The organism is Actinoallomurus oryzae (assembly GCF_039541955.1).
Lineage (GTDB): Bacteria > Actinomycetota > Actinomycetes > Streptosporangiales > Streptosporangiaceae > Actinoallomurus > Actinoallomurus oryzae.
Genome location: NZ_BAABHF010000067.1, coordinates 38900 through 58112, shown reverse-complemented (window position 1 = coordinate 58112; position 19213 = coordinate 38900). Strand labels below are relative to the sequence as shown.

Below are 19213 nucleotides of genomic sequence, written 5' to 3'. Positions count from 1 at the left end.
TCTCCTTCGTCTTCTGGTCGAGGCCGGCGCGACCGTCGCCGCGAGGGCGCCGGCCCGCACCGCCCGAGGGACACGGGGGCCGCCGGTCAGGCGGCCGTCCGGCGGGGAGCCTGGGGGACGTACGGCATGGCCAGGTCGACCACGTCGTTCCACCATTCGGAGGCCGGAGAGGCGAAGTCGTCCGGTGGCCCGACGGACAGGTAGGGGAGCGTCTTGGGGCCGATCTCGCCGCTCTCGTCCAGCTGGACCTGGACGCGGCCGTCCGCCGTGGGCCTGGGCGCGGCGGCCCAGTAGCGCCAGACGTCACGGCTCTCGACGCGGGCTCGGCGCGCCAGGCGGCGGGTGCGGGCGCCCGGGTTGCAGGCCAGCCAGTCCCAGTGCTCCGACAGGAGCACGACGGACAGACACCGCAGCAGCGTCACGGCGGCGAAGACGTTGCTCAGCGGGACCGCTCGCGCCTCCAGCTCCGGCAGGGCGAAGCGGTGCAGGCCCGCGGTCGCCAGGCTCAGGCCGCCGTCGCGGGCGCCGAGGCCGTCGTCGTGCCCGCCTCCGGTGATGAACGTCGCCAGCCAATCGTCGGCCAGGCAGAACTCCGGGTGCTCCGCACCGTGGCGGAAGTCGTGCGACAGCACCTGATGGGACCAGGCGTCGTAGATGACGCCCCCGCACGCCTCGGCCACGGCGCGCGCGATGGCCCGCGTGGCCTGACCGTGGCCGGGCTGGGAGACCGGCGGGATGTGGCCCATGACCACCACGTGATGCGTGAACTTGTGCAGTAACGGGCGGTCGGCCGGGCGCGCCCACGCCGCACCCTCCATGAGCTCCGCGTAGCCGGAGGCTCCGGCCGGCAGCGTGGAGATCTGGACCAGGGGCGTGCCGAGCAGATCGGCGGCCAACGGCTGGCGCACCCGGGCGCGTGCGGCCGTCACCGGGTCGTGCGGCGGCTGGTCGGTGGCCACGACGAACGGCGTCGCGACCGTCTCGGGAATATCGAGGTCGATCACTGGGGCCTCCCGTGCAGTCGGTCTGCGAGACAGCCTGGCGTGACCGTGACCGGGCCGGAAGGCGTGTGCGCGGGCTGTGGATAACTTCGTACGGACGCGCTCACGTGACCCGGATCACTGTCGGCGATCCACGATGCGAGACGTTCCGGCACCTGACCTCTATGTCCGATATGTTTCGCCCATGCGATGGGGCGTGGCGACGTACGACACAGCGTTCGGCTACGTGTCCGCCCACGGCGCGCCGCTGATCGACCTGCTCGACCCCAAGCCCGACGAGCGGGTCATCGATCTCGGCTGCGGCACCGGCACGATGACCGTCGAGATCGCCGCCCGCGGCGCCGAGGTCCTGGGCATCGACGGGTCGGTCGAGATGGTCAACACGGCGCGTTCGGAGCACCCGAACCTGTCGTTCGCGGTCGGCGACGCGCACGACTTCACCACCGGCGACCAGTACGACGCCGTCGTGTCCAACTCCGCCCTCCACTGGATGACGCGTGACCCGTCCGCGGTGATCTCGCGGGTCCGGGCGGCGCTGCGGCCCGGCGGGCGGTTCGTCGCGGAGATGGGCGGCGCGGGCAACTGCGCGGCGCTGATCACCGCCGTACAGACCGCCTGGCGCGTCTTCGGCCTCCCCGAGCCCGAGCTGCCCTGGTACTTCCCCACTCCCGGCCAGTACGCCGCCCGCCTGGAGGAGGCCGGCTTCACCGTACGGCTCATGGAGTACTTCGACCGCCCGACGCGCCTCGCCGAATGCCCGGACGGGGCGGCCGACTGGGTGCGGCTCTACGCCCCCGAGCTGATCGCGGAGCTGCCTCCCGAGGTCGCCGGGCCGGTGCTGGACCGCGTGAACGAGCTCGCCGCGCCGGCGCTCCGCCGCGAGTCGGGCTGGATGGCCGACTACGTACGGCTCCGCTTCGCCGCCGTGAGTTGAACTAAGGTCGTGGTGTGCTGCGGCTGTACGACGGAGAGACGGGGAACGCCGAGGAGATCACGACGGCCCGCCCCGGTGTCGTACGGGTGGCGTGCACCGGCGGGCTGCGGGCGCTGCTGGTCGGTGACCTGATCCGGCGCGTCGCCGACCATCACCGGCTCCGCGCGATCGGCGTCTGGGACGACGTCCCCGGCGCCGCGGACCTGGGCGTACGGCCCGCCGAGCTCACCTCCGGCGCGGCCGACGTGCACATCGGACCGACCGTCGGGCGCTGCTCGCTCGCCTCCGCGGACGGCTTGGACCCGCTGGCCGTCCGGCTGGCGCTCCTGCTGCGGCACTACCGGACCGACGTGGACCTGACCAGGCGAGACCTGGAGGAGGCGGACGCCTCGCTCACCTCGTGGCGGCGCCGGGTCGCGGGCTGGGCGGAGTCGCCCGGACGGCCGCTGAGCCGAGAGTACGTCCGCGAGGCGGTCGCCGCTCTGGACGACGATCTCGACACTCCGGCGATCTTTCCGACACTTTTCCGGCTGACGGAAGACGACTCCGTGCCCCCGGGCGCGAAGTTCGAAACAGTGATCAAGCTTGACATGATCCTCGGGCTTGACCTGGTCGCCCTCGTCGGACGACTGTAACCCGGGAATAGGTCAAGACCGTTTACCCGGATCCGCCAAAGGTCTTTTCTTACCTCTACGGTCTCAGTAAGCTCAACAGGTAATTTTTGCCCTGATGCCAGCGAGAATTTGACCATGCGATTCCGTAAGAGCGTCGGCCCCCTCGTCCTGATGGGTCTGCTGGCGGCCTGCGGAAGCCGCGCGCAGACCGGCGGCTTCCATCCGAACGGTCAAGCCCCCGGCGACGGTGCCTCGGCGGCATCCTCATCCGGCGCCACGGGTGGTGCGACCGCCGGCGACGACGCTCCGGGAGCGGGGGCCCCCGCTCCCAAGACCCCGCAGTCCGCACTCGCCGCGTACCGCGCCTACCAACTCGCCTACGAACGGGCGTATGAGACCAATGACGCCGGCGGGCTCTCCGCGGTCGCCATGGACCCCCTGCTGTCCAAGGTCACCCAGGACATCGGCGCCGTTCGGGCCCAAGGGCTGATCTGGCGTTTCCACAACATTCTGAATCCGCGGGTGCAGGGCAGTTCGAGCGATCTGTCGACCGTGGTGATCCTCGACTGCGTACGCACTCTTGGTTCCTACAAGTACTCGGCGAAGACCGGCAGGCGCCTGACCTCGTGGCGCGGCGGCACGGTCCAGTATCAGGCGGTCATGCGTTACTCCGACGACGTCTGGAAGATCTCCGAAGCGACGGAGGGCGAAAAATGCTGATCAGGCGATTCTCGGCCATCGCGATCCTCATCGCCGGCGCGACGGTCACGTTCGGCATGGCGCCCACGCCGGCAGGCGCCTCCACCTGCGGCGACCTGTGCGTACACGTGACCGGGACGCGGCACTACTCCGGTCAGCCCAGCAGGCGTAGCGGCGGCGGTGGAAGAGGGGGCAACGGCGGCAAAGCCGCGCCGCTCCCCTGCCCGGGAGCGGTGAACTGCAACGCGCTCGGCGCGGGCAACGCGCCGGCGGCCGTTCAGCGGGTACCCACGATCGACGTGGCCTACGACGCGCGTGCCCGGCTCATCCTGCCCGCGCCGCATGTCCACACGTCACCGGCGGGCAAGACCTACGTCCAGCTCAAGACCGGCCTGTGGGTCGATCCCGGTGACTTCGCCCACGAGGAGGCGTCGGCCCCCCTCTTCGGGACGACGGTGACGGCGGTCGCCGACCCCAAGGACATCACCTGGAACATGGGCGAGAGCAGCGTCACCTGTACGACCGCGGGCAGCCGCACCGGGACCGCGTGCGGGTACACCTACCAGCGCTCCTCCGCCGGCCAGCCGAACGGGAAGTACGCCATCTCCGTCACCGTGACCTGGAACATCTACTGGACCTGCCAGGGCGACTGCGACGCCGAGCGCGGCTACTTCCCGGATCGCACCACCTCGATGACGACCAACGACACCCTGGCGGTCGGTGAGGTGCAGACCGAGTCCCGCCCCGGATGAGCCGCTGGCGGCTGACCGGGTTCGAAGAGCTCCACCAGCTGGGCGCCGGCGCCCAGGGCCGGGTCGTGCTGGCCCGTCGCATCGCCACGGGCGAGATCGTGGCGATCAAGTATCTGGCGCCCGAGCTCCTGGAGCACGCGCGGCATCGGGCGATGTTCCGTGACGAGGTCAACATGCTCGCCCGGGTGGCGGATCCGCACGTGGCCCGGCTTCATGACTACGTCGAGACGTCCCGGGGCGCGGCGATCGTCCTGGAGGCCGTCGACGGCGTCGCCCTGCGCGACGTGCTGAGCCGGAACCCCGGTCCGCTGTCCCCCGAGGCGGCGCTCACCGTTCTCAAGGGCTCGCTGCTGGGGCTGGCGGCCGCGCACGCCGTCAACGTGGTCCACCGCGACTACAAACCCGCGAACGTCCTGGTCACCGCCGACGGGAACAGCAAGCTCATCGACTTCGGCGTCGCCGTGCTGGCGGGAGAGCGCACGTTCGCCGGGACTCCCGCGTACATGGCCCCCGAGCAGTGGAATCGCGCTCCGGCCACTCCCGCGACGGACGTGTACTCGGCCACGTGTGTCTTCTTCGAGTGCGTCACCGGCGTCCCGCCGTACGCCTCGGGGGACACCACCACGCTCCGGCGCCTGCACGAGGCCGCGCCGATCCCGGCGCAGGCCGTGCCCGAGCGGCTGCGCCCGCTCCTTGCCCATGGCATGGCCAAGGACCCCGGCCACCGCCCGCCGGACGCGCGGCGGTTCGTCGACCTGCTGGAGCGGATCGCCACCGACGCGTACGGCCCGGACTGGGAGCGCCGCGGCTGGGTCGCGCTCGGCGCGGCCACGGCCGCCCTCGCCGCCGCCTTCCCGGCCGCCGTGCTCGGGGTGACCTCGGGCATCACCGGCCTCGCGCACGGCGCCGCCGAGCTCGCCGGGAAGGCCGGAGCGAAGGGCCTGTTCGGAAAGGCCACCGGAATCAAGGTCGGCGGCGGGCTGGTGGCGACGGCTGTCGCCGCGTCAACGATCTACCTGGTCTGGCCCACACCGCAGGTCGGCGGCGCGTCGTCCGGCTCGGTCCACATGACCGTGACCCGGCCGGGTGCGTTCCTGCCCTATCCGGATGCCACGACGGCGGACGGCCCCGTCCTCGACTACGGCTTCACGATCTCACCCGCACGCGTCCGGCCGGGGCTGCCGGTCCGCGTGACCGAGCGGATCACCACCGTGAGCCCCGGTCCTCCGGACAAGCGGGCGACGGCGCCACGCTGCTACGACCAGATGATCGCGCGGGCGCGGCGCGCCCGCATCCGCAGCTTCAGCTATCTCGTGATCCCGGGGAACCAGCGGGGGAACAACGCCTATGTCTCCTTCTACCCGGACCGGCCCGAGAAGCGGCTGCCGACCGGACGGAGCGTCGACGTGAACGTGGGGCTGCAGAAGGATCTCGCGCACGACAGCCACTACGACGCGAGCCACTGCGCGCTCGTCGGGCATCTGACGGCGACCTTCACCCTCACCGTGCCGAAAGACGGCCGCCTGCGGCCGGGTGACTATCTGTTCTCCCCGATGGGGCCACCGCGGATCACCGGGATCGACACGAGCGTGAACGGCGAGAACCGGCACGTCACCCCGGATGCGGCGGGCGCTCGGGCCCAGGGAACGCTGCCGAGGGTCACGATCCTCTAGAGGAGGGCGCGGGAGGCGAGGACGATCCCGTCCTCGTCGCTGTAGAGCCACGCGCCCGGGTGGAAGGCGGCGTCACCGAAGGACACCGTGACGCCCGTCTCGCCCTTGCCCTCCTTGCGGCTCTTGCACGGGTTCGAGCCGAGCGCCTTGACGCCCAGGTCCAGCCCGGCCAGGGCCCGTACGTCGCGGACCGCGCCATTGATCACTACGCCCGCCCAGCCCTGGGCGACCGCCGAGGCGGCGATCATGTCACCCATCAGGGCGCGCCGTAGAGAGCCGCCGCCGTCCACCACCAGGACGCGGCCCTCGCCCGGGGTCGCCAGCACCCGCTTGACCAGGGCGTTGTCCTCCAGGCAGCGGACCGTCTCGATCGGGCCGGCGAAGCGGGACCGCCCCCCGTACGAACGGAACTGCGTCGAACAGCCCGTCAGCTCGGACTCGAACTCGTCGATGAGATCAGCGGTCGCGAAGTCCACGCCCGCAGACTACGCGTCCGGGCCGCCGGTCGGCCGTCCGAGGAGGCGGGAGAGGACGATCGACGTCTTCGTCTGCACGATGTTCGGTTCGTTGCGCAGCCGTTCGAGGGCCTCCTCCAGCCCCTGGATGTCGTGCGCCCGCAGATGCACCAGGGCGTTGGCCTCGCCCGTCACCGTGTACGCCGCGACGACCTCCGGATGCCGCCGGATGCTCGCGTAGATCTCCGCCGGTGACGTGCGGCCCGCGCAGAACAGCTCCACGAACGCCTCCGTCGTCCAGCCCAGCGCCGCCGGATCCACGACCGCCGCGTAACCGGTGATCACGCCGTCGTGGCGCATCCGGTCCACGCGCCGCTTGACCGCCGGGGCGGACAGGCCGATCCGGGCGCCGATCTGGGCGAACGACAGGCGGGCGTTCTCCAACAGGCACGCAACGATTCGCCGATCCAGGTCGTCAAGACGCAATGATCCGCCCCTCTCGCGTCTGATTTCGTTATTGGTCTGCGCTCCAGCGCGACTTTACGCTGCACGTGATGCCTCATGAACACCAAGGGCATCCAGCATTGCCAGGAGACCCAATGACGATGCAGGCCTTTGCCCGTGCCACCACGGGCTTCGCGCCGGAGACGACCGGGCGCCCCTCGGGTCCGTCCGGCCGGCCGGCGCGGACCTACCTGATGTGCCCGCCGGAGCACTTCGCCGTCGAGTACGCCATCAACCCGTGGATGGACCCGTCCACGCCGGTCGACCGGGACCGTGCCATGGCCGAGTGGGAACGGCTGCGCGCGACGTACGTCTCGCTCGGCCATACCGTCCACCTGCTCGAACCGGTCGAGCACCTGCCCGACATGGTCTTCGCCGCGAACGGCGCCATGGTGGTGGGCGGCATGGTGATGGGCGCGCGGTTCCGCCATCCCGAGCGCGACGGGGAGGCGGAGGCCCACCGGCGGTGGTTCGAGAGCCACGGCTACCCGCGGTTCACCCCCGCGGTGCACGTCAACGAGGGCGAGGGGGACTACGTCTACGCCTACCGCGCGATCGTGGCCGGGCACGGCTTCCGTACCGATCCGCGGGCGCACAACGAACTCCACGACGCGTTCGGGCTCCCCGTGGTCAGCGTGGCCCTCGTCGATCCGCGCTTCTACCACCTCGACACCGCGCTGTGCGTGATCGACTCGTTCACCGCGGCGTACTACCCGGGGGCCTTCGACGACGACGGGCTGCTCAAGCTCAAGACGCTGTTCCCCGAACTGATCGAGGCGACCGAGGACGACGCGCTCGCCTTCGGCCTCAACGCGGTCAGCGACGGACGTCACGTGGTCGTCCCTCACGACGCCGCGCGTCTTCGGGTTGAACTCACGCAGCGTGACTACGAGGTGATCCCGGTCGAGATGACCGAGCTTCGCAAGGCGGGCGGCGGCCCCAAGTGCTGCACGCTTGAACTCCGCCCGTAAATAGCCTCTAACCTGGAAAAACGGACACTCGCGGAGACCCCGCGAGTCGACGAAGGAGCCGCCGTTGAACACGAACGATCTCCGCGCGTTGTCGGAGCGGCACAGCGCCCACAACTACCATCCGTTGCCGGTCGTCATCGCCGAGGCCGAAGGCGCCTGGGTCACCGACGTCGAGGGCCGACGGTACCTCGACATGCTCGCCGCCTACTCCGCGGTCAACTTCGGGCACCGCCATCCGCGCCTCGTCGAGGCGGCCCGGCGTCAGCTGGAGCGGGTCACGCTGGTCAGCCGGGCCTTCGACCACGACCAGTTCGGGCCGTTCGTCGCCGAGCTGGCCGAACTGGCGGGCAAGGACATGGTCCTGCCGATGAACAGTGGCGCCGAGGCCGTCGAGACCGCGCTCAAGACCGCCCGCAAATGGGGGTACGAGGTCAAGGGCGTGCCGGCCGAGCAGGCGAACATCGTCACCTTCGAGGGCAACTTCCACGGCCGGACGACCACGATCGTCAGCTTCTCCACCGACCCGGACGCGCGTAACTCCTACGGCCCCTTCACCCCGGGCTTCCGCACCGTGCCGTACGGCGACGTGGCGACCCTGCGCGCGGCCGTGGACGAGGACACGGTCGGCGTGCTGATCGAGCCGATCCAGGGCGAGGCGGGCGTCAACGTGCCGCCGAGCGGATTCCTGACCGCCGTGCGCGAGATCTGCACCGAGGCCGGCGCGCTGATGCTCGCCGACGAGATCCAGTCGGGCCTGGGCCGTACCGGCACGACGTTCGCGGTCGAGCACGAGAACGTCGTCCCGGACGTCTACATCCTGGGCAAGGCGCTCGGCGGCGGCATCATGCCGATCTCCGCGGTGGTGGCCGACCAGGAGATCCTCGGGGTGTTCAAGCCGGGCCAGCACGGCTCGACGTTCGGCGGCAACCCGCTCGCCTGCGCGATCGCGCGCGAGGTCATCGCGATGCTGCGGACCGGGGAGTTCCAGGAGCGGTCCCGTACGCTCGGCGCCCACATGCACGAGCGGCTCGGCGCGCTGCCCTCCGAGCTGGTCCACGAGGTACGGGGGCGCGGGCTGTGGGCCGGCGTCGAGCTCAACGGCAAGGCCCGCCCGGTCAGCGAGCGACTCATGGAGCGCGGGGTGCTCGCCAAGGAGACCCACGAGACGACGCTCCGGCTCGCGCCGCCGCTCGTGGTGGACGAGGCCGACCTCGACTGGGCGCTCGATCGGCTCACGGAGGCTCTCGCCGAGAGCTGAGGCTTGTTCACAAGGCCTGGACCGCAGGCGGTCCAGGCCTTCGTCATGCACGCATACATGGCCTCATAACTCGATTGCGGCGAACTGTCCAGAGGCATATAGTCCACATGGATTATTGAGAGTCGACTAGAGGACCCCATGTCCCGACCACTGACGCCTTTGGGCCTCACGGTGCTCCGCCTGCTCGCCGACGAGCAGATGCACCCGTACGAGATGCAGCAGCGCATCCGCGAGCGTGCCATCGACCACGTCGTCAAGGTCGCCCACGGGTCGCTGTACCACACGGTCGCGCGGCTCGCCGAGCACGGACTGATCGAACCGGTGGAGACCAGCCGGGAGGGCCGGCGCCCGGAGCGCACGGTCTATGCGATCACCGAGGCGGGCCGCGACGAGGCGCGTGCGCGGCTGCGGGAGTTCATTATGCGCCCGGTCCAGGAGTACCCGAGCTTCGGCATGGCGCTGGCCTTCGTCTCGATGCTGCCCCCGGCGGAGGCCGCGACGCTGCTCGACCGGCGCACCGTCGACCTGGAGGCGAAGCTGGCCGCCCATGACACCGTCGTGGAGAGCCTGATCAAGCAGGGACATTCCCGCGTATCGGTCCTCGAGGTGGAGTTCCTGAACTCCCGCCTGCGCGCGGAGTTGGACTTCGTCCGTGCCCTGAGCGAGGACATCAAGAACCGCCGGATCGACTGGCGGCCGCCGAACGGCGGAGACGGGGAGAAACAATGAGAAAGTGGCACGGCAACCCGTGGGCGATCCTGCTCACGCTCAGCCTTGGCTTCTTCATGACACTGCTGGACCTGACCATCGTCAACATCGCGATGCCCAGCATGATCGACCAACTGAACGCGTCGCTCGACGAGATCCTGTGGGTGGTCAACGCCTACGTGCTCATCCTCGCCGTGCTGCTCATCACCGCCGGACGGCTCGGTGACGTGCGGGGGCAGCGCAACATGTTCATCTTCGGCGTCGCGGTCTTCACGGTCGCGAGCCTGCTCTGCGGGATCTCCCAGAACCCCGCCGAGCTGATCGCCGCCCGCTGCGTGCAGGGCCTGGGCGCGGCCATGCTGATGCCGCAGACGATGGCGATCATCATCGCGACCTTCCCACCGGAGCGGCGGGGTGCCGCACTCGGCATCTGGGGCGCGGTCGCGGGGGTGGCCACGATCGCCGGGCCGACGCTCGGCGGCTTCCTGGTGACCAAGTTCGACTGGCGATGGATCTTCTTCATCAATCTGCCCATCGGTGTCGTCGTGCTGTTCGCGTCCTTCGTGCTGATCCCCTCGGTGCGGCAGGAGCGCCGGCACCGCATGGACCTCGGCGGCGTGCTCATCGCCACGGTCGCGCTGTTCTGCCTGGCGTTCGCGCTGACGGAGGGCCAGCGCTACCACTGGAACGCCTGGATCTGGGCACTCGGCGCGGCGTCGATCGTGCTCCTGGTCATCTTCCTGCTGCAGCAGCGGACCCAGCAGGGCAACGAGCCCCTCGTGCCCTTCCGGCTGTTCCGCGACCGCAACTACACGATCCTCAACTTCGTCGCCGCCGCGGTCTCGGTCGGCATGGTCGGCATGTTCCTGCCCCTGACGATCTACCTGCAGTCGGTGCTCGGCTACAGCGCTCTGAAGTCCGGCGTGGTCATGGCCCCGATGTCGGTGATCTCCATGTTCATCGCCCCGGTGGCCGGGCGGCTGTCGGACCGGATGGGCGGCAAGTACATCCTCATGGTCGGCCTGACCCTGTACGCCCTCGGCATGGCATGGATCGTGCTCCTCGCCGAACCGACCACGAGCTGGGCCGCGTTCCAGCCCTGCCTCATCGTCTCCGGCATCGGCGTCGGGTGCGTGTTCGCGCCGATGGCCACCGAGGCGATGCGGGGCATCGAGCCGCGCATGGCCGGGGCCGCCTCCGGCGTCTACAACACGATCCGCCAGATCGGCTCGGTGGTCGGCAGCGCGGCGATGGGCGCGATCCTGCAGAACCAGCTGGCCACCTCGCTCCAGCACGAGGCGACCGCGCGGGCCGGTCAGGTGCCGGTACAGGCTCGCGCGCAGTTCCTCGCGGGCTTCAAGCACGCCGCCACGGGCGGTATGGAGGTCGGGGCCGGGCAGACCGGCGCGTCGCAGAACGTGCCGCAGGGCGTGCCCAAGGAGGTCGCCGCGCAGATCGGCAAGGTGGCCAAGGCCGTGTTCGACCACGGCTTCGTCTCGGCGATGAAGCCCACCATGGCCCTGCCCATCGTGGTCGTGCTGGTGTCCGCCGCCTCGTGCCTGGTGCTCCGGCGCCACGTGCGCGCCGGCGAGCCGCAGCCCGCAGAGCCGGTCGAGGCCCCCGCCTGATCAGCGTGGACGGACCCGGTGGTAGTCCCCGTCGTAGTACAGCAGGGGGCTGCCGCCGGCGTCCGGCCGGCCGACGCCCAGCACCTCGCCGACCACGATGCTGTGGTCGCCGCCGTCGTGGACCGCGTGGGTACGGCACTCGATCGCGGCGATGGCGCTCCGCAGGATCGGGGCGCCGGTGTGCGGGCCGGGGTGCGACGGCCAGCCGTCGAGCTGGCCCTTGAGCTCGCGCCCGCGCGTGGCGAACCACCGCGAGGCGTCCTCGCCCTCCTCGCCCAGCACCGAGACCGCCCAGACGCCGGCGGCGATGACCGCGTCGTGAAAGCGCGCCGCCTTCTCGGGGCAGAACAGCACGAGGACCGGATCGAGCGACACGGAGGTGAAGGCGTTCACCGTCATCGCGTGGGCGACACCGTCGACGACCGTGGTCACCACCGTGATGCCGGTGGCGAAGCGCCCGGCCACGCGCCGGTACTCCTCGGGATCGACTCCCGCGGACCTCGGCATGGACGCGCGTCTCCTCACACGGTCTCGGAGCGGCCCACGACGGGCCTCCCTCGGATGTTACCGGCCGGTCGCTAACGCGCGCCGGGCGGGCGCGGAGCTCCGGTGAGCATCCACGGACGGGCCGACCGGGTCCGGACGATCGCGATCAGGGCGGCGACCGCGCCCCCGAACATGTAGACGTACCCGGCGGCCGTGCCGGTGACGACGAGGTCGCCCTCGGGCCGGCGGGCGGACAGCACCACCAGGACGATCAACCACGGCACCGCCGGCATGACGGCGCCGAGCCGGCTCGCCATCGCCCAGCCGGCGGCGCGGAAGACGGCGAGGTTCACCAGCGACAGCACGATCGCCGCGACCGGTACGCCGGCCACCTCCCAGGAGAACTGGAACGACTCGACCACTCCCAGCACGACGCCCAGCACGGCGAGCACGCCGTAGGCGAGCCCGGTCACGAAGGCCGGCTCCGGCGTGGGCACGGATGGGGGGTACGGACCCGTCGTCTGTTCCACGACCGGTCAGGCTACCGGGTGCACCAGACCGGCCTCACGCCCGTCCTCTCCGGGAATGCCGGGTTCGCCGGCGAGGAGCGTGTAGTACTCGGCGTCGAGCAGCGGGACACCGATGTTGTTGGAGAGGGCGTAGTAGGGCGGGGCCACCGTGATCTGAGTGGCGTGCCAGCGCATCGCGGCCACCTTCGCGTGAAGGTGCGGCCCGGCCTGGATCCGGGTCGTGACCTGGTCGTCGGGCACCCCGAAGCCGAACTCCTCCACCGAGCCGACCCGGTCGAACGGGCCGCGGCCCACCTCGGCCTCCAGCGCCGAGATCGGGATCGCGGTGGCGTAGAACCGCGACGGCGCCCACGCCTCGCCCTCGCCGTAGGAGGGGTCGGCGGACCGCTCGAAGGCGCGCCAGGCCACCCGGTGGGCCTGGATGTGGTCGGGATGGCCGTAGAAGCCGTTGGCGTCGTAGGTGACGATGACCTGCGGCCGTACCTCGCGGACGATGCGGACCAGCGCGTCGGTGGCCTCGTCCAGGTCGGCGCGCCAGAAGCAGCGGGGATCGTCGTTGGCCGGGTCGCCCATCATCCCGGAGTCGCGCCAGCGGCCGACGCCGCCGAGGAACCGGTGGTCGGTGACGCCGAGCGCGGAGCACGCCCGGGCCAGCTCGCCCACGCGGTACTCCCCCAGCGCGTCACCGGACAGGTGGCGCAGGTCCTCGGGGATCACCTCGCCCTCCTCGCCGCGGGTGCACGTCACGAGGCAGACGTGGGCGCCCTCGGCGGCGTACTTGGCCATCGTGGCGCCGGTCTCGATCGACTCGTCGTCCGGGTGCGCGTGCACCAGCAGGATGCGGGGTTCGGCCATGGACGAAACGGTATCCGGTGGCTCCGTGTCAGGTCGTCTGTGCGGCCGGCTGGGTCGCCTTGCCGCCTCCGCCGTCGCCGGTGCCGGGCGCCGAGGTGTCACCGCCGCCGCCGGTGCCGCCGGTCGGCTCGCCGGTGTCGCCGTCGCCGGGGTCGGTCGTGTCGCCGTCGCCGGGCTCGGTGGTGCCGCTGGAGGCGGTCGGATGCGAGGTCGTGGGCTCGGGCCCGCCGCTGTCCGTCGGGGCCGGACCGCTGTAGGTCGGACGACCGGTCGGGCCGGTCGGCACCTCCGGCTCCGAGGAGGTCACCGGCGCGCTGGAGGGAGCGGGCGTCGGCCCACCGCCGCCGCCGGACGGGTGGTCGCCGCCGCGGGAGGCCGCCCACACGACCAGGGCGATCACACAGACCGCGATCAGCAGGCCCGCGACCATCGCCACCGCCGCGCGCGGGGAGAGCGGCCCCCGCGCGCCGGTGCCCGTGGCGGGCCTGGTGGCGCCGGCCGCCCGCGTCGGCTCCGTCGGCGGGATCGCGTCCGCGACCGCCGTGCCGGCGAACGCCGCGCCCTGGCCCAGGATCGCCGTCTCCGCGTCGCCGGAGCCCCCTGACGAAGGGGTGAGGCCCTCCTCGCCGAGCAGCCGCATCAGCAGCGCCTGGGTCTGCGGGCGCTGCGCCGGATCCTTGGCGAGGCAGTCGGTGACGATGCCGCGCAGCGGCTCCTCCATCGAGCCGAGGTCCGGCGGCTCGTTGAGGATCCGGTGGATCACCGCCATGACGGTGTCCTGGCCGAACGGCGCGTGCCCGGTCGCGGCGTAGGCCATCGTCGAGGCCCAGGAGAACAGGTCGGCGGCCGGGGTGATCTCCTGGCCGAGCAGCTGCTCGGGCGCCATGTAGGCGGGCGTGCCGATGGCGGAGTTGGTCATGGTGGCGGCCGCGTCGAGCGCCCGCGCGATGCCGAAGTCGATCACTCGTGGCCCGTCGGCCGCGATGAGGACGTTCTGCGGCTTGAAGTCGCGGTGGACGATGCCCGCCTGGTGGATGGCGACGAGCGCGGTCACCGTGCCGATGGCCAGCCGTTCCAGGTCCGCGCCCGAACGCGGGGAGTCGGAGGAGACGAGCTGGTACAGCGACGGGCCGGGGACGTACTCGCTGACGATGTAGGGCCGGTCGCCGTCGACGTCGGCGTCGAGCACCTGCGCGGTGCAGAACCGCGCCACGCGCTTTACCGCGTCGAGCTCGCGCAGGAACCGCGTGCGCGCGACGTCGTCCTGGGCGAGGTCGGCGCGGAGCAGTTTGACGGCCACCTGCTCGTCCGAGGCGGACCGGCCCAGGTAGACGACCCCCTGGCCGCCCTCGCCCAGGCGCGCGGTGATGGTGTACGAGCCGAGCCGCTCCGGGTCACCCGGCTTGAGTGGACGGCCGTCCGGCATCAACGCTCCTGTAGGGGAAGTCTGCGGGGTGACTGTCTGCGGGTGACTACCGTAGCCGTTCGCCCGGGGCCACGGCCGTCTTCGCGGCGCTTGTGTCCGGCTGGCAGGATCGAAGGCATGACCATCAGCTTCCCACGACAGAGCGCTCGAACCCGGCGATTCACTCTCGGTGCCCCGCGCGGCTTCCTCGTGTCGTCCGACGGCGCCCGCGTCGTCTTTCTGCGTTCCCGGCACGGCACCGATCCGGTCACGTGCCTGTGGACGGTCGACGTCGGCGACGACGCGACCGGCGAGGAGCGTCTCATCGTGGACCCGCGCGTCCTCCACCTGCCCGGCGAGGAGGACCTGCCGGCCGAGGAGCGCGCACGCCGGGAGCGCGCCCGCGAGCAGGCCGGCGGCATCACCTCCTACGCGGCCGACCGCGAGCTGACCATCGCCGCCTTCGCCCTGAGCGGGCGGCTCTTCGTCACCGACCTCGACAAGGACGTGCGGCCGCTCGACGCCGCGTCCCCCGTCTTCGACCCGCGTCCCGACCCGACCGGCCGCCGCGTCGCGTACGTCTCCGGGCGCGCCCTGCGGGTCATCGACGTGTCCTCCGGCGCCGACCGCGTGCTCGCCGAGCCAGAGGATGACCAGGTCTCCTACGGGCTGGCGGAGTTCGTCGCGGCCGAGGAGATGCAGCGCATGCGCGGCTTCTGGTGGTCGCCGGACGGCGAGTCCGTGCTCGCGGCGCGCGTCGACGAGTCCCCCGTGCAGCGGTGGCACATCGCCGACCCGGCCAACCCCGGCCGTCCGCCGGTGGAGGTCGCCTATCCCGCCGCGGGCACGCCCAACGCGGACGTCTCGCTGGTCGTGCTCGGCCTCGACGGCCGCCGGCAGCCGGTCGCGTGGGACCGCGAGACCTACCCCTACCTCGCCGCGGCGAGCTGGGACTCCGGCGGCATCCTGCTCGTCGTACAGACCCGCGACCAGAAGGTCATGCGGGTCCTGTCCGCCGACCCGGCCACCGGCGAGACCACGCTCGTGCGGGAGGACACCGACCCGGTCTGGATCGACATCGTGCCCGGCGTGCCGGCCCGTACCGCGAGCGGCGACCTGGTCTGGGTCGCCGAGGACGACACGACCCGCCGGCTGCTCGTCGCCGGCGAGCCGGTCACCCCACGTGGCCTGCAGGTACGGTCCGTGCTGAACGTGGACGGCGACACCGTGGTGTTCACCGCCTCCGACGAGCCCACCGAGATCCACGTGTGGGTCTACGACGGCAGCGGCCTCACCCGGCTGAGCAGCGGGAGCGGTGTGTTCGGCGGCCGGCGCAGGGGCGGCACCACCGTGATCACCGGAGGCCGGCTCGACGGGTTCGGCGTCGAGACGACCGTCCAGCGGGCCGGCAAGACGCTCGGTCACATCGCCTCCCACGCCGAGACGCCCGCGATCGAGGTGAACGTCAACCTGATCCGTGCGGGAGAGCGCGAGCTGCGCACCGCCGTGCTGCTGCCCTCCGGCTACTCCGGCGACGAGCCGCTGCCGGTGATCATGGCCCCGTACGGCGGTCCGCACGCCCAGCGGGTGCTCGCCACACGGCGAGCCTTCACCGAGTCGCAGTGGCTCGCCGACCAGGGGTTCGCCGTCGTGGTCGCCGACGGCCGCGGCAGCCCCGCCCGCGGGCCCCAGTGGGAGCGGGCGATCCACCGCGACCTGGTCGAGCCGGTGCTGGAGGACCAGGTGACGGCCCTGCACGCGGCCGCCGAGCGCTTCCCGCTCGACCTGTCACGCGTGGGGATCCGCGGCTGGTCGTTCGGCGGGTACCTCGCCGCGCTCGCGGTGCTGCACCGCCCCGACGTCTTCCACGCCGCGGTGGCGGGCGCCCCGGTCACCGACTGGACCCTGTACGACACCCACTACACCGAGCGCTACCTCGGCGACCCGAACGAGGACCCGGGGCCGTACGAGCGGGGGAGCCTGATCGCGGCGGTGTCGGCCGAAGAGGGCCCGCGCACGATGCGCCCGCTGCTGATCATCCACGGCCTGGCGGACGACAACGTGGTGGTCGCGCACACACTGCGATTCTCCTCGGCGCTGCTCGCCGCGGGCCTGCCGCACAGCGTGCTGCCGCTGTCGGGCGTCACCCACATGACGCCGCAGGAGGTCGTCGCGGAGAACCTCCTGCTCTTGCAGGTGGAGTTCCTCAAGAACGCGCTGTAGACCTGGAAGCGGGCGGGACGGGCCGGCCGTCCCGCACCGCGCCCTCATGGGCTCCGGACAGGAGTGGGCCAGAGTGCCGAACGAGCAGGGGCCGCCGCCGTGCCCGCACTGCGGTCATCGCGTCGCGCGGCTGGTGTACGGCCGGGTGCGCCGGTCCGCGGAGCTCCAGCGAGCTCTCGACGCCGGTGAGGTGGTCCTCGCCGGATGCGTCGTCGGGGTCCACCGGTGGGCCTGCACGGGGTGCGGGGCGCGCTACGCCGACGCCCCCGAACCGGGCCGGGACCGGCCGGACGGCTCGACCGCCTGAGCGGCCGCGGACCACGGGCGCCCCGGGTCGGCCGAACCGTCCGTCGAGAGTTCTAGGATGCCCGGCATGACACAGGAGTTCCGGATCGTCGTGGTCTGCACGGCGAACATCTGCCGGTCACCGATGGCGGAAGCGATGATCCGGCACGCACTGCGCGCGGGCGGGCCGGACGCCGCCGGTGTCGTCGTCGAGAGCGCCGGGGTGTACGGGCACGAGGGCAGCCCGATCGCGCCCGGCTCGGCGTCGGCGCTCCGCGCGCTGGGCATCGAGGACGACGATCACCGCGGCCGGCGGCTGACGACCGCCATCGTCGGCGCCGCCGACCTCGTGCTCACCATGGAGGAAGGCCACCGCGACGCGATCCTCGCCGGCACCCCCGAGGCGCGCGACCGCACCTTCACCCTGCGGGAGTTCGCCCGGCTGGTCGGCGGCCAGGCGCCGCCCTCCGGAGCCGGAGCCGCCGCCCGGGCCCGCGCGCTGGTGACGACCGCCGACTCACGGCGTACACGGCTGCCCTGGCCCGGCGTGGACGACGTTCCGGACCCGTACGGCGGGCCGAGCGAGGGCTACCACGCGTGCGCGGCCCTCATCCTCGGCGAGGTCGGCACGCTCTTGCGCCCGCTGCTGGTGCCTCTCGCGTGACCCCGCTTTCCGCGCCGCGATGAGGTGACGCCGGCGGACCGGCGCGTCAGCCCTGCCAGGATTCGATCACGTCCCGGGGAGTCCACAGGACGTCGACCGATCGCTCATCGACGTCCGGGCCGAGGCCGCTGAGGGAGGCGATGAGCAGGCCGGTCGACGCGGGGTCGTACCCGGGGATCTGCGCGACCGCGCGGCGCGCGGCGGCCAGGTCGTGACGGTCGAAGCCGCTCGCGAGCCACTTGATCGAACCCGCGAAGAAGATCCTGCCCGCGGCCGGCGCTCGATCGGCACCGACCATGTCGACCTCCGGGTCGAACCGGCGGTTCCACCAGCCGCCGACCGCCGAGACATCCGGCCAGGGCAGCCTCTCCGACAGGGCGGCGAGCTCGATGGACTGGCGGATCATCGGCTCGACGGCACGGCCGCGCCACGCCGTCCAACGCCGTTCGACCAGCCGGAACCCCGCTTCCGGACGGCCCCGCCGGGCCTGCTCGTGCACGGCGCGCAGCACGCCCAGGTACAGCCGCAGGTTGCTGTCGGCGACCCGGTACAACGCCGGCTTGCCGGGCTTGGTCGACAGCGGCTCGTCAACGGCCAGGACCTGTTTCTCCTCCGTCAACCGGCGCAGTAGCGGCGACAGCGTCCCGGACGGCAGCGCTCCCCCGCGGCTGCCCGCGGTGGCGGCGATGTTGGCGTGCGTACGATCGCCGGCCCCGACCGCCTCCAGCACACGCCGTGACACGTCCGGATTGGGGAACTCGGCCATCAGTGCCGCCTCCGGCACACCGAAGACCGCGGCAGCGGGATCGGCGGCCTCCTGGCGCAGGAACTCCAACGCGGGCGTCCCGTGCGGCCAGGTCCGTACGATGCCCGGCAGACCGCCCGACACCAGATGTGCGTCGATCGCGTCGGGCGCTTCGAGCCCGAGGGCCCGCGCCACGTCGGCGGGGTTCAGGGGTCCGAGCACCAGGTTGTCGGCTCGCCCGAAGAACGGCCGGTCGTAGGCGGTCAGGCGTTCCATCATGTGCAGGTCGCTGCCGAGCAGCAACAGCAGCACCGGTTTGGTGGACAGCAGACGGTCCCACGCCGTCTGCAACGCCCCGTCGAACCGGCCGTCCTGCTCCGCGAGCCAGGGCAACTCGTCAAGGACGACGACGCAGGGCCGCGGCGGAAGTACGGAGGCCAGCACCCGGAAGGCGGCGGGCCAGTCGGCCCCGTCCAGTTCTGGGACGAGCTCGGGATCCACCGGCAGCGCCGATTCGCGCAGATCGTCCAGGAAGGAGGCCACCGCTTCGATCGGCGAAGCTCCCTTCGTCGCGACCGAGAAGACATAGGGCACAGTCGCGAGATCACAGAACTCCTGCACGAGCCGGGACTTGCCGACCTGCCGCCGCCCGCGGATCGTCAACGCGACTCCGGTCCCCGAAGCCGCCACTCGCTCAAGCCTCTTGCCGAGCACGGACAGCTCGGCCTTCCGGCCGATGAACCTGGTCATTCGCCGCCCCTAAGCCGCTATGTAGATTACTCCTACGTAGAACCAATCTACATAGCGACCGCAGGGCCACGAC

General features: G+C 71.7%; 20 protein-coding genes. 12 read left to right on the top strand and 8 right to left on the bottom strand.

Annotated elements, in window-relative coordinates:
• Positions 1-86: 86 nt before the first annotated feature.
• Positions 87-1004, bottom strand: a complete 918-nt coding sequence (locus ABEA10_RS48730; protein ID WP_345475532.1) for a hypothetical protein — start codon at positions 1002-1004, stop codon at positions 87-89.
• Between the two features lie 181 nt (positions 1005-1185).
• Between ABEA10_RS48730 and ABEA10_RS48725 the strand changes: the two genes are divergently transcribed.
• From ABEA10_RS48725 to ABEA10_RS48705, 5 genes are all read left to right on the top strand, one after another.
• Complete coding sequence (locus ABEA10_RS48725; protein WP_345475531.1) at positions 1186-1935, top strand: class I SAM-dependent methyltransferase; 750 nt, start codon at positions 1186-1188, stop codon at positions 1933-1935.
• A 14-nt stretch (positions 1936-1949) separates the two neighbouring features.
• Positions 1950-2570, top strand: a complete 621-nt coding sequence (locus ABEA10_RS48720; protein ID WP_345475530.1) for a cysteine--tRNA ligase — start codon at positions 1950-1952, stop codon at positions 2568-2570.
• A gap of 114 nt (positions 2571-2684) precedes the next feature.
• Positions 2685-3269 carry a hypothetical protein gene (locus ABEA10_RS48715; protein WP_345475529.1) on the top strand — a complete coding sequence of 195 codons (585 nt, stop codon included), beginning with the start codon at positions 2685-2687 and terminating at the stop codon, positions 3267-3269.
• Positions 3263-4000 (top strand): hypothetical protein, encoded by a 738-nt coding sequence (locus ABEA10_RS48710; protein WP_345475528.1) that lies wholly within the window; start codon positions 3263-3265, stop codon positions 3998-4000. The genes ABEA10_RS48715 and ABEA10_RS48710 overlap by 7 nt, the downstream gene beginning before the upstream one ends.
• The gene (locus ABEA10_RS48705) at positions 3997-5673 is read left to right on the top strand and encodes a serine/threonine-protein kinase (RefSeq protein ID WP_345475527.1); all 1677 of its coding nucleotides are present in this window, start codon (positions 3997-3999) and stop codon (positions 5671-5673) included. The genes ABEA10_RS48710 and ABEA10_RS48705 overlap by 4 nt, the downstream gene beginning before the upstream one ends.
• Here the strand turns inward: ABEA10_RS48705 and rraA are convergent.
• Both rraA and ABEA10_RS48695 read right to left on the bottom strand, forming a co-directional pair.
• A complete protein-coding gene (gene rraA / locus ABEA10_RS48700) occupies positions 5670-6149 on the bottom strand; it encodes a ribonuclease E activity regulator RraA (protein ID WP_345475526.1) in 480 nt (159 codons plus the stop codon). The genes ABEA10_RS48705 and rraA overlap by 4 nt on opposite strands.
• A 9-nt stretch (positions 6150-6158) precedes the next feature.
• Positions 6159-6614 (bottom strand): Lrp/AsnC family transcriptional regulator, encoded by a 456-nt coding sequence (locus ABEA10_RS48695; protein WP_345475525.1) that lies wholly within the window; start codon positions 6612-6614, stop codon positions 6159-6161.
• Positions 6615-6727: 113 nt separating this feature from the next.
• Here ABEA10_RS48695 and ddaH point away from each other — a divergent pair, with 113 nt between their 5' ends.
• From ddaH to ABEA10_RS48675, 4 genes are all read left to right on the top strand, one after another.
• A complete protein-coding gene (gene ddaH, locus ABEA10_RS48690; protein ID WP_345475524.1) occupies positions 6728-7603 on the top strand; it encodes a dimethylargininase in 876 nt (291 codons plus the stop codon).
• Positions 7604-7667: 64 nt separating this feature from the next.
• Positions 7668-8861 (top strand): ornithine--oxo-acid transaminase, encoded by a 1194-nt coding sequence (gene rocD / locus ABEA10_RS48685; protein WP_345475523.1) that lies wholly within the window; start codon positions 7668-7670, stop codon positions 8859-8861.
• A 138-nt stretch (positions 8862-8999) separates the two neighbouring features.
• Positions 9000-9590 carry a PadR family transcriptional regulator gene (locus tag ABEA10_RS48680; protein WP_345475522.1) on the top strand — a complete coding sequence of 197 codons (591 nt, stop codon included), beginning with the start codon at positions 9000-9002 and terminating at the stop codon, positions 9588-9590.
• Positions 9587-11197 (top strand): DHA2 family efflux MFS transporter permease subunit, encoded by a 1611-nt coding sequence (locus ABEA10_RS48675; protein ID WP_345475521.1) that lies wholly within the window; start codon positions 9587-9589, stop codon positions 11195-11197. Before ABEA10_RS48680 ends, ABEA10_RS48675 begins: the two co-directional genes overlap by 4 nt.
• On the opposite strand, the gene ABEA10_RS48670 is transcribed toward ABEA10_RS48675, so the two are convergent.
• From ABEA10_RS48670 to ABEA10_RS48655, 4 genes are all read right to left on the bottom strand, one after another.
• Positions 11198-11704, bottom strand: a complete 507-nt coding sequence (locus tag ABEA10_RS48670; protein ID WP_345475520.1) for a flavin reductase family protein — start codon at positions 11702-11704, stop codon at positions 11198-11200.
• Positions 11705-11775: 71 nt separating this feature from the next.
• Positions 11776-12180, bottom strand: coding sequence for a DUF6113 family protein (locus ABEA10_RS48665; protein ID WP_345475519.1), 405 nt, complete (start codon positions 12178-12180; stop codon positions 11776-11778).
• Positions 12181-12219: 39 nt separating this feature from the next.
• Positions 12220-13068 (bottom strand): N-acetyl-1-D-myo-inositol-2-amino-2-deoxy-alpha-D-glucopyranoside deacetylase, encoded by an 849-nt coding sequence (mshB, locus tag ABEA10_RS48660; protein ID WP_345475518.1) that lies wholly within the window; start codon positions 13066-13068, stop codon positions 12220-12222.
• A gap of 28 nt (positions 13069-13096) precedes the next feature.
• Positions 13097-14494 (bottom strand): serine/threonine-protein kinase, encoded by a 1398-nt coding sequence (locus ABEA10_RS48655; protein WP_345475517.1) that lies wholly within the window; start codon positions 14492-14494, stop codon positions 13097-13099.
• A gap of 117 nt (positions 14495-14611) precedes the next feature.
• Here ABEA10_RS48655 and ABEA10_RS48650 point away from each other — a divergent pair, with 117 nt between their 5' ends.
• The 3 genes from ABEA10_RS48650 (at position 14612) to ABEA10_RS48640 (ending at position 17645) form a co-directional block, all read left to right on the top strand.
• On the top strand, positions 14612-16696 hold the full coding sequence (locus ABEA10_RS48650; protein ID WP_345475516.1) for a S9 family peptidase: 2085 nt from the start codon (positions 14612-14614) through the stop codon (positions 16694-16696).
• 73 nt (positions 16697-16769) lie between these two features.
• Positions 16770-17003 carry a hypothetical protein gene (locus tag ABEA10_RS48645; protein ID WP_345475515.1) on the top strand — a complete coding sequence of 78 codons (234 nt, stop codon included), beginning with the start codon at positions 16770-16772 and terminating at the stop codon, positions 17001-17003.
• 66 nt (positions 17004-17069) lie between these two features.
• Entirely contained in the window at positions 17070-17645 is a 576-nt protein-coding gene (locus tag ABEA10_RS48640; protein ID WP_345475514.1) for an arsenate reductase/protein-tyrosine-phosphatase family protein, read from the top strand.
• Between the two features lie 46 nt (positions 17646-17691).
• On the opposite strand, the gene ABEA10_RS48635 is transcribed toward ABEA10_RS48640, so the two are convergent.
• The gene (locus ABEA10_RS48635; RefSeq protein ID WP_345475513.1) at positions 17692-19140 is read right to left on the bottom strand and encodes an ATP-binding protein; all 1449 of its coding nucleotides are present in this window, start codon (positions 19138-19140) and stop codon (positions 17692-17694) included.
• Between the last annotated feature and the right edge of the window lie 73 nt (positions 19141-19213).